The organism is Streptomyces sp. NPDC058469, assembly GCF_042721125.1.
In the GTDB taxonomy this organism is placed as follows: Bacteria; Actinomycetota; Actinomycetes; order Streptomycetales; family Streptomycetaceae; genus Streptomyces.
The window spans coordinates 1-9,323 of the sequence record NZ_JBHXME010000200.1; the positions used below are offsets into that span (position 1 = coordinate 1).

The window sequence follows — 9,323 nt, forward strand, 5'->3', positions numbered from 1 at the left end:
GGGGGGGGGGTGGGGGGGGGGTTTTTCTCGGGGGGGCGGGGGGGCGGGGTGGCCGGGGGGGGGGGGGGGGCCGCCCCCCCCCCCCGCCCCCGGGGGGGGCCCCCCCCGGACGGGTCGTAGGGACCGGTCATGCGGGGAGGACCCACATCGGGTTGGAGTAGAACCAGAGGTCCTTCCACGGGTCGGCGTCGCCGAGGACGTCCATCGCGGGGCCCGCGGGGTCGATGGCCGCGCCGTTGATGCCTACGGCGGAGCGGTTGCCGTCGGTGCCGCGGAGGCGGACGTAGACCGGCTTGTCGAGGCGGCCGAGGGAGTACGTGAGGCGGACGGTGCCGGTGGCCTTGTCGACCTCGAAGGACTTGACGACCTTCGTGTTCGGGGTGGCGAAGGTGTCCTTGTCCGCCACCGGGCCTGTGACGTCGCCCTGGATGACGTCGACTCGGGCCAACGAGGGTTGGAACTGGGCCCAGTTGGGGCCGTTGGCCAGGCTGATCCTGATGGTCAGGTCTACCTGTGCGCCACGGCGTACGTGCAGTGCGCCGCCGAGGGTGACCTCGCGGCCACCGTAGGACAGGCGGGCGTCGAGGCCGCTGATCAGGCCGCCGTGGTCGACCCAGACACGGCCCGCGCGGATGCCGTCCATGACCGCCTTGTACGCGAAGGAGGACGCGCCGACGTGCGTGCGGGAGTACTGGCCGGGCCAGAAGTCGGTGTCGGTGAGGCTGATGCCCCCGCTGTAAATGGGGTCCTCGTAGCGGCCGTTGGCGTTGAAGTCGCCGCCCGGGCCGCGCAGGGCGGTGTCCGCGTAGACGTTGTGGGAGTCGGAGTTGGCGGTGATCCACCAGGGCTTGCCCTCGGCGAGGAGGCTGTCCCACAGGCCGCCGACCGTCGAGGTCATCCAGTCGAAGCCGCCCCAGGTGCGGTAACTCTCCAGCGGGTAACCGGGGAAGGAGTCGGCGCTGGGGCTGCCGTCGTAGATGCCGCGTCCGCCGCCGGGGCCGTTCGGCTTGGGGATGCCGCCCGCCTGGTGGCCCGGGGCGCCCTCCATGCCGACGGCGATCGTGGGCTGCGCGTCGCGCCAGCCGCGGATCTCGTGCGGGGAGTCGATGCCCTTGCGCGCCGGGTGGTTGGCGAGGAACAGCGCGTCCTTGACCTTGCGGCGGCGGACCTGGTCGGCGAGGAAGTTGACGCCCGCGATGGCGAGGGCCTCGTTGGCGGGGGAGTTGCCGCTCGCGTTCCTGACGCTGCCGTCGAAGGAGTTCTCGAACTCCTTGAGTACGGCCACCTCGTTGGAGCCGGGGTGCACGAAGACCGTGCCGTGCTCGGCGCCCGGGATGTTCCACTCCAGGCCCTGGAAGACGAGGGTGTCCTCGGTCTGGTCACGGGCGGCGACGATGTCCGGATTGACCTTCTCCACACCGATCTTGGCGTGCGCGACGCTGCCGTGGTCGGTGATGACCATCCAGTCCAGGCCGTGCGCGTTCGCCTGGCGTACGTGGTCGATGACCCGGTACTTGGCGTCGCTGCTGTACTGGGTGTGGATGTGGTGGTCGCCTGCCAGCCACAGGTAACGGCCGTTGCCCTTCGACGACTTGGCCGCCTGCTGCTGCCCCGACGCGGCTGCCTCCCCCGCGCCGGCGAGCACGCCGCCCGCCGCGAGTCCCGCGCCCAGCAGGCCGGTTCGGCGCAGCATGCCTCTCCGGGACAGCTGACTGGGCGTCAACTCCTCGTCCGGTACGGACGTGTCGAGGGCGGGCGGCAGCGACGAACCGTCACCGGCCCCGCTTTGGTGGTGATGGTGGTGGTGACCGTGGTCGCCGTGACTGTGGCCGTGGCTCATGTTCAACTCCCGCTGAATGCAGGGACCTTCATGCTCGGACGCGCAGAGTCTGGAAAGGACCGGTGAACAGCGGGAGTCGAGGCGGTGGTGTGGCAAAGAACGAGTCATGCACGGCTACAACGTCGGTCATGCGGGGCTTTTGCGTCGGTCATCCGGTGTCTCTTCGTGCGTGTCTCCGCCGTCTCCCCGTACCGCGCCCGCCAGGATCCAGCCCTCCATCGCGTCGTAGCGCCGGCGCTGTTCCTCCTCCTTGCGGCGGCCCGAGGCGACCGTGCCCAGCCAGCCGAAGGCGAAGCCGAGGGGGATCGTGACGAGGCCCGTCGTGGTGAACGGGAACCAGTTGAAGTCGGCGTTCGGGAAGGCGGCGGTGGGCGAGCCGGAGACCAGGTTCGTGCCCGGCATCAGCACCAGGACCGCGAGCGTGCCTCCAATGAGCGTGCTGAGCAGGCCCGTTCGGGTGTAGCGGCGCCAGAAGAGGCTGTAGACGAGGGCGGGCGCTATCGCCGAGGCGCCCAGGCAGAAGGACAGGGTCACCAGGGGTTGCAGGCCCCGGTGCTGGATCAGCGTCGCGAGCACGATCGCCGGAATGCCCACCGCCAGCGCCGAGTAGCGGGCCACTGTCATCTCGCGGCGGACCGGCATCTCCTGGACGCGGGTCGCGAAGACGTCATGGGCGAGGGAGTTGGCGCAGGCGAGGATCATCCCGGCGACGGAGGCGAGCAGGGTGAGGAAGACGGCCGTGGTGACGGTGGTGAAGAGGAGGGTCTCCGTCGTCGACACGTCCCGCCCGAACACCGCCCGCGAGCCGAGGAGATAGGCCGTGTTGCCCTGCGGATCCGCCCGCGCGATCGCCGTCCGGCCGAGCAGCGCCGTGGCACCGAACCCGACGACCGTCACGATCACCACGAACAGCGCCACGCTCGACACCGCCCACGACATCGACCGCCGCACCTGCCGGGCACTCGACGCGGTGTACATGCGCATCGTGACGTGCGGCAGACAGGCGCCGCCGATCACGACCGTCAGCTCCGAACTGATCATGTCCAGCCGGGGACTTGGCCCACCCGCGAACTGAAGTCCCGAGTGCAGGAAGGCCGGTCCGACCCCGCTCCGCCGTGCCGCCGTGTCGAAGAAGGCGCCCAAGTCCCAGTGGAAACGGTGCAGTACGAGTACGGCGATCACGATTCCCGACCCGAGCAGCATCACGATCTTCAGGATCTGGATGAGGGCGGTGCCCTTCATGCCGCCGATCGCCGCGTAGCTGATCATCAGCGCGCCCAGTCCGATGATGCAGCCGGTCTGGAGCGACTCGCCGGAGAAGCCGAGGATGAACGCCAACAGCTGTCCGGCGCCCGCGAGTTGGACCAGCATCAGCGGAAGCAGCGCGATGATGGTCACCGCGCACGCGACGATCCGTACGGAACGCCCCGGCATCCGGCGGGCGAGCGCGTCGCCCATCGTGAACCGGCCCGCGTTGCGCAGCGGTTCGGCCAGCAGGAACATCAGCAGCATCAACGACAGGGCCGTGCTCAGCGCGAGCACCACCCCGTCGTAGCCGTACAGGGCGATCACCCCGCCCGTGCCCAGCACACTCGCCGCGGAGATGTAGTCACCGGCTATGGCAAGGCCGTTGCGCAGGGGGGAGAGGGAGCCGTACCCCGTGTAGAACGCGTCGAGGTCGTCGCGGTCGGGGCCCGTCATCACACAGAGCAGCAGCGTGATCGTGGCGACGGTGGTGAAGGCCACCAGCGACATGGTCTGCGAGGAGTTCCGGAGACCGGCCATCGCGGTCACCGTGGCCGCCCCGGCCATCCCGGTCATCGTGCCGCCTCCCGTCTGGCGTCCAGTTCGGCCTGTCTGCGGAAGCGGTCCGCGAGGGGGTCGACGCGGCGCCGGGCCGTGTGCTCGTAGAGCGCTATCGCCAGCCAGGTGACGGGCAGTTGGACCAGCGCGAGCAGCAGCCCGGTGGGCACACCGCCGGCGGGGGTGCTCGTCATCAGCGAGGGCGCGAACGCGGAGAGGCCGAGGAAGAGGCAGAAGTAGCCGAGCGCCGCGAGGGTCGCCACCCGGCGCTGACGGCGGTACGCGCCGCGCAGGATGCGCAGATCGCTGTGGTTGCCGAGGGCGGGGCGACGCGGCAGGCGGCGGCGTTCGGGCGGCGGCGGGGGTGGCTGCCAGGGGTAGGTGACGGTGGGTGGGGAGGGAGCCGGGGGTGGCGTCGGGGGCGGTGTGCGGTCGTACGGGATGTAAGGGGCGGCGTCAGGGTCGTACGGGATGTAGGGGGAGTTGGCGGCGGCGTCGGGGCCGTACGGGATGTACGGGTCGGGTGACGAACGCCCGTCGTCCGGGCGGTACGAATCGTGCGGAGGGTACGGGTCGTAGGACATCCCGTGCTCCTTGCGTGGCTCGGGTCCGTGGCGGCGGACCGCAGGGAGTTGGGCGGCGCGAGCCACGCATGTTACTCGCCGGTTGGGGGATGTGGGTGCTTTTCGCCGAACTGGGCGGTCGGTAGGCGGTCCGTGGGCGCCTGCTGCGTCAATCGGGCGCTGACCTCGGGTGTTGACCGGGTTGACGGTGTTTCCCGGGAACGCCGCAGGCGGGCCTGGCGGCACCGTCCGTACGGTCGAGCGAAGTGATCACTCGATCGTGAGTTTCTCCTCCCGCGTGCCCGGGCTGTCGCGATCCTGACAGGAGGGCGGGTGATCGGTGTCGCCCGGAAGTACTACGGGTGGGGAGTGGCATGACGCGAGCGGCGGAGCGGCACGAGGGTCTGGACGAGCGGGCGTTGGTGCTGGTGGCCGGGTTGGCCGAGCTGGCGGTGAGCACGGTGGGGTCGGCTGTGGGGTCGGTGGTGGGCTCGACCCTGGGGGCGGTACGGGGGCTGCTGCGCCGCTCGGACGCCGCGGAGCTGGCGGCGGACGCCGAGCGCGAACTGGCGGCGCGCGGGCGCCTGGTACTCGACCGGTACACCGCCGTACCCCCGGCCCATCTGGAGACCCTCGCCCGGCACGCCCTCGCCCGTCAGGCCGCCGCCGATGGTGTCTGAGCGCTGGGAGCCGGCCGCTTTCAAGGGCCGCGTCGACCAGGTGCTCCAGCGGTTCGTGGCCGAGGAGGCCGAGCGGTTCGCGGAGATCGACCCGGCGCTGGAGCCGGTCGCCGGGCAGCTGGAGGCCGCGGTCGTGGACGGCAAACGGCTGCGGGCGGCGTTCTGTTACTGGGGCTGGCGCGCGGTGGGCCAGCCCGACAGCGACGCGCTGGTGCGGGCGGCGGCCTCGATGGAACTGGTGCACGCCGCCGCGGTCGTGCACGACGACCTCATCGACGACAGCCCGCTGCGGCACGGCCGCCCCACCGCCCACATCGCGCTGCGCGGTGCCGTACGCCGCCGCCCGCGCGCCGTCGCGGCCGCCAGGTCCCTCGCCATGCTGGTCGGCGACCTACTGATGGGCATGGCAGGGCAGTTGTTCACCACCAGTGGTCTGCCGGCGGCCTATCTCGCGCGGGCCCGTCCGCTGTGGGCAGTGCTGGCAAGGGAGTTGATCGCGGGGGAGTGCCTGGAGATCCTGCGGACCGGGGCCGAGCCGGACACCGCCGCGTCCCTGAAGGTGATCCGGTACAAGACCGCCAAGTACACCGTGGAACAGCCCCTGTTGATCGGCGGCGCCCTCGCCGGGGCCGGCGGCCGGCTGCGCGAGGGCTACTCGGCGTACGGGCTGCCGCTGGGCGAGGCCTTCCAGCTGCGGGACGACGTCCTCGGCCTGTTCGGGAACCCGGAACACACCGGCAAGGCCAACGCCGACGACGTGCGCGGCCACCGGCCCACGGCCCTTCTGGCGGAGACCTGGCGCACCGCCGGTGCCGAGGACCGGGAGCGACTCCGCGCCCTCATGGGTCAACGCGGCCTGGACGGAGCGGAGTTGGACACGGTGCGCGAGACGATGCGCCGGCTGAAGGCACCCGATCGCGTCGAGGGCATGATCACCGCCCGAGTCGAGGAAGCGCTAGACGCCCTCCACGAAATGGACGTACCCGCCCCCGCCGAGGCCGCGCTGACCGCGCTCGCGCACTCGGTGTCGGTCCGCCTCTCCTGACCCGCGAGAACGTCCCGACTCGCGGTCCCGGCCGGCGAATGTGTGCCGACCCGCGAACGCCCTGTGCCGCGAATGCCCCGACCCGCGAACGACGAGGAGTCCCCCGTGACTTACACCGAGACGTCGATGGACGGCCTGCGCCTGGCCGGTGACGAACTCGCCGACGCCACCGTCGCCGCCCTGTTCGACCGCGGGGAGGTCGGCACGTTCAACACCCTCATGCGCTACGTCTCCGTCGCGGGCGCCCCGCTGCCCGACGGGCTGCCCGAAGTGGCCCGGGAGTACCTCAACGCCACGAGCGCGCCGCCGAGTTGGGTCGACTGGGACGAGATGGAGAGGGCCCGGCTGTTCTTCATCGACAACAACGTGCACATCTCGACCGCCCTGTCCTTCGCCTCCATGCCCGCCTGCTACGTCGTCCCGCCGGTGGCGAAACTCCTCTCGGCCAGCCACGGGCTGCGGTACCCCTCCAAACGCATGGCGGAGACCGGCCAGTTCACCGTCTACCTGATGCAGCCCGACGCCTTCGAGGCCGGCAGCCGCTTCCTCCCCGCCGTACAGAAGGTCCGGCTCCTGCACGCCTCGATCCGCCACCACCTTCTTCGCGAAAACCGTTGGGACACAGGCGAGTTGGGGACGCCGATCTGCCAGGAGGACATGATCGGCGGGCAGATGTTCTTCTCGATGCTCGTGCTGGACAGCCTGCACCGCCTCGGCATCCACATGTCGACGGAGGGCGCGGAGGCCTACTACTACGCCTGGCGCGTGGTCGGCGCCATGCTCGGCGTCGACCAGGACGCGGTCCCCAAGTCCCTTGAGGAAGCACGCCAGTTCCTCGACCTGTACATGGTCCGGCACATGGGCCCGTCCGAGGAGGGCGCGCACCTGACCCGACAGCTCATCGACCTCTACGAGGAGGTCGTCCCCGGGACCTTCTTCGACCCGATCGTCTCCGCCCTCATCCGCCACCTCGTCGGCGACACCTGCGCCGACTGGCTCCAGGTGCCGCGCACCCCGTGGGACACCTTCGTCAAGGCCGTGCCCCACCTCCTCGGCGTCCTGGAGACCATCGAGGACCACTCCCCGTTCGGCGCCTGGGCGTTGGACCGCCTCGGTCACCTCACCACCGTCCTCGAACTGTCCTCCCTCACCCGCGGACGCGTCATGCACTACGCCATCCCCGAGCAGCTCAAGAAGGACTACGGCGTCTCCGACTCGGTGTCCCGCAGCCGCCGTTGGACTCCACCCGCCGCCACGGTCTCCTGAACCGCATGCCTCCTCACCGCTCCTCACTGCTCCTTGAGGACCGGGAAGCGTCGGGGCGCCAGGAACAGCAGCACCAGGAAGGACGCCGCCGCCGCGCAGCCCGCGCCGATGTACACCGCGTGCACCGCGTCTGCGATCGCCCGCCGGGTCGCCTCGGGGACCGCGCCCCCGTCCAGGCCCCGTGTCACCGAGTCCAGGTCGCTCGCGCCACCGAGCCGGGACGCCAGCACCCCGTTGGCCACGGCGCCGAAGACGGACGCGCCGATCGTCTGGCCGGTCTGGCGGCAGAACAGTACGGACGCGGTCGTCACGCCCCGCTCCTCCCACCCGACGGTCGACTGCACCCCGACGATCAGTGGCAGTTGGAAGAGTCCGAGGGCCGCGCCGAGCAGCAGCATCAGCGTCATCGGCTGCCAGGCCGCGCCCGGATACGGCAGGAAGGGGAACGCGAACAGGATCAGCGTCGCCGCCCCGATCCCGAGCATCGCCGTGTTGCGGAAACCGATCCGGCGGTACACGTGCTGACTCAGGGCGGCCGACACCGGCCAGCTCAACGTCCAGACGGACAGCACGAATCCGGCCGCCACCGGCGCCAGCCCCAGCACCGACTGCGCGTACGTCGGCAGGAACACAGCCGGCGCCACCATCAGCAACCCCAGTGCCCCGAGTGCCAGGTTGACCGCCGCGATCGTACGGCGCCGCCACACCCACCCGGGGATGATGGGCTCGGCCGCCCGGCGTTCGATCACCACGACCACTCCGGCCAGCCCAAGTCCCGTGGCGAACAGGGCGATTGAGGGTGCCGAGAGCCAGTCCCACGCGACCCCGCCCTGTACCAGCGCCGTGATCAGCACGCCTCCGCACGCGAACACGGCCAGCGCGCCCGCCCAGTCGATGCGCGGGCGGGAGGTGCGGGTGCGTGCCGGTTCGTGCAGGTGGCGGACGATCAGCCACAACGCCACCGCCCCGACAGGGAGGTTGACGAGGAAGATCCACCGCCAGCCCGCGTACGTGGCGAGCAGTCCGCCCACACCCGGACCCGCGACCGCCGACACCGCCCACACGGTGGAGAGCTTGGACTGGATCTTCGGTCGTTCCTTCAGCGGGTACAGATCGGCGGCGAGCGTCTGGACGGTGCCCTGCAACGCCCCGCCGCCCAGGCCCTGTACGACCCGGAACGCGATCAGCGCGCCCATGTTCCAGGCCACCGCGCACAGCAGCGAACCGGCGAGGAAGACCGTCGCCCCGACGATCAGCACCGGCTTGCGGCCGAAGGTGTCGGAGAGCTTGCCGTAGACGGGCAGGGTGACCGTCACGGCCAGCAGATAGCCGGAGAACAGCCAGGAGAAGACGGAGAAGCCGCCGAGATCACCGACGATCTGCGGTACGGCGGTCGAGACGATGGTGGAGTCGAGGGCGGCGAGGGCCATCGCGAGCATGAGGGCGGCGACGACCGCGCGCTTGCGCCGGTCGGGAGGGGCCGGCGTGGGCTGCTCCGGCGCCTCGGGTCGTATCTCGGTGTCGCTGTCCCCCTGGTCCACAGGAATCCTTTCCCCTTGCATCTATCTGCCGGGCACCAGCTTCCCACTTGACCCTCACGCGACGTGAGGGCGGAACCTGGCCGGGTCACTGGGTGGACCGAACCCCTAGATCGGCTCCACCCCACGGTGGAGAGCCCCTAGGGGTCCCTCCGTACTACGACCTGGGGACGGTTAGTACCGGCGGAGGAGGAGAAGGGGGAGGAGCCGTCCTTAACCTGGCTTTATGCCGCTGGGGGGCGGCAGGCCGAACCCAGGAGGGTGGGGTTTTCCCCCGGGAAAGACTGCGCTGAGCACCAGCGCGCCGGACCCCCTCCCACCGCCAGACTCATCGTCGTAACCAGTTGAAACGCATCGACCGGACACCGGCACGCTCGTCTGCCGACCGACTTAGGAGATATACCGTGACATCGGCTGTGACCATTCCCAGGCACGGGGGCACTGGAGGGCGTACGGCCGTGGGCGGGCCCGCGCGGCGGGGGGGGGATGGGTAACGGTGCGGGGGGACCCCCCCGGGCGCCCAGGACCACAACCACCAGGACAAAGCGCGGGGGCACTAAAACCCCAACATGTGCCCCACCAGGTGCG

At 70.8% G+C, this 9,323-nt stretch carries 7 protein-coding genes; 3 read left to right on the plus strand and 4 right to left on the minus strand.

Annotation, left to right across the window (positions count from 1 at the left end; all coding sequences use genetic code 11):
* Nucleotides 1–127: 127 nt before the first annotated feature.
* From ACFWP5_RS46360 to ACFWP5_RS46370, 3 genes are all read right to left on the minus strand, one after another.
* Nucleotides 128–1,840, minus strand: coding sequence for a PHP domain-containing protein (locus ACFWP5_RS46360; protein ID WP_384171389.1), 1,713 nt, complete (start codon nt 1,838–1,840; stop codon nt 128–130).
* Between the two features lie 126 nt (nt 1,841–1,966).
* Nucleotides 1,967–3,661 (minus strand): cation acetate symporter, encoded by a 1,695-nt coding sequence (locus ACFWP5_RS46365; RefSeq protein WP_384171392.1) that lies wholly within the window; start codon nt 3,659–3,661, stop codon nt 1,967–1,969.
* Nucleotides 3,658–4,086 (minus strand): DUF485 domain-containing protein, encoded by a 429-nt coding sequence (locus ACFWP5_RS46370; RefSeq protein WP_384171414.1) that lies wholly within the window; start codon nt 4,084–4,086, stop codon nt 3,658–3,660. Before ACFWP5_RS46370 ends, ACFWP5_RS46365 begins: the two co-directional genes overlap by 4 nt.
* 494 nt (nt 4,087–4,580) lie before the next feature.
* Between ACFWP5_RS46370 and ACFWP5_RS46375 the strand changes: the two genes are divergently transcribed.
* The 3 genes from ACFWP5_RS46375 (at nt 4,581) to ACFWP5_RS46385 (ending at nt 7,197) form a co-directional block, all read left to right on the plus strand.
* Complete coding sequence (locus ACFWP5_RS46375; RefSeq protein ID WP_384171394.1) at nt 4,581–4,886, plus strand: polyprenyl synthetase; 306 nt, start codon at nt 4,581–4,583, stop codon at nt 4,884–4,886.
* Nucleotides 4,876–5,931 carry a polyprenyl synthetase family protein gene (locus ACFWP5_RS46380; RefSeq protein ID WP_384171397.1) on the plus strand — a complete coding sequence of 352 codons (1,056 nt, stop codon included), beginning with the start codon at nt 4,876–4,878 and terminating at the stop codon, nt 5,929–5,931. The genes ACFWP5_RS46375 and ACFWP5_RS46380 overlap by 11 nt, the downstream gene beginning before the upstream one ends.
* A 105-nt stretch (nt 5,932–6,036) precedes the next feature.
* Nucleotides 6,037–7,197 carry an oxygenase MpaB family protein gene (locus tag ACFWP5_RS46385; protein ID WP_384171399.1) on the plus strand — a complete coding sequence of 387 codons (1,161 nt, stop codon included), beginning with the start codon at nt 6,037–6,039 and terminating at the stop codon, nt 7,195–7,197.
* A gap of 23 nt (nt 7,198–7,220) precedes the next feature.
* On the opposite strand, the gene ACFWP5_RS46390 is transcribed toward ACFWP5_RS46385, so the two are convergent.
* On the minus strand, nt 7,221–8,636 hold the full coding sequence (locus ACFWP5_RS46390; protein WP_384171417.1) for an MFS transporter: 1,416 nt from the start codon (nt 8,634–8,636) through the stop codon (nt 7,221–7,223).
* Nucleotides 8,637–9,323 lie beyond the last annotated feature (687 nt).

Excerpts from the sequence above, each read along its gene's own strand:
- ACFWP5_RS46390 (WP_384171417.1), bottom strand. The coding sequence starts at position 8,636 with ATGCTCGCGATGGCCCTCGCCGCCCTCGACTCCACCATCGTCTCGACC.
- ACFWP5_RS46375 (WP_384171394.1), top strand. The coding sequence starts at position 4,581 with ATGACGCGAGCGGCGGAGCGGCACGAGGGTCTGGACGAGCGGGCGTTG.
- ACFWP5_RS46360 (WP_384171389.1), bottom strand. The coding sequence starts at position 1,840 with ATGAGCCACGGCCACAGTCACGGCGACCACGGTCACCACCACCATCAC.
- ACFWP5_RS46365 (WP_384171392.1), bottom strand. The coding sequence starts at position 3,661 with ATGACCGGGATGGCCGGGGCGGCCACGGTGACCGCGATGGCCGGTCTC.
- ACFWP5_RS46380 (WP_384171397.1), top strand. The coding sequence starts at position 4,876 with ATGGTGTCTGAGCGCTGGGAGCCGGCCGCTTTCAAGGGCCGCGTCGAC.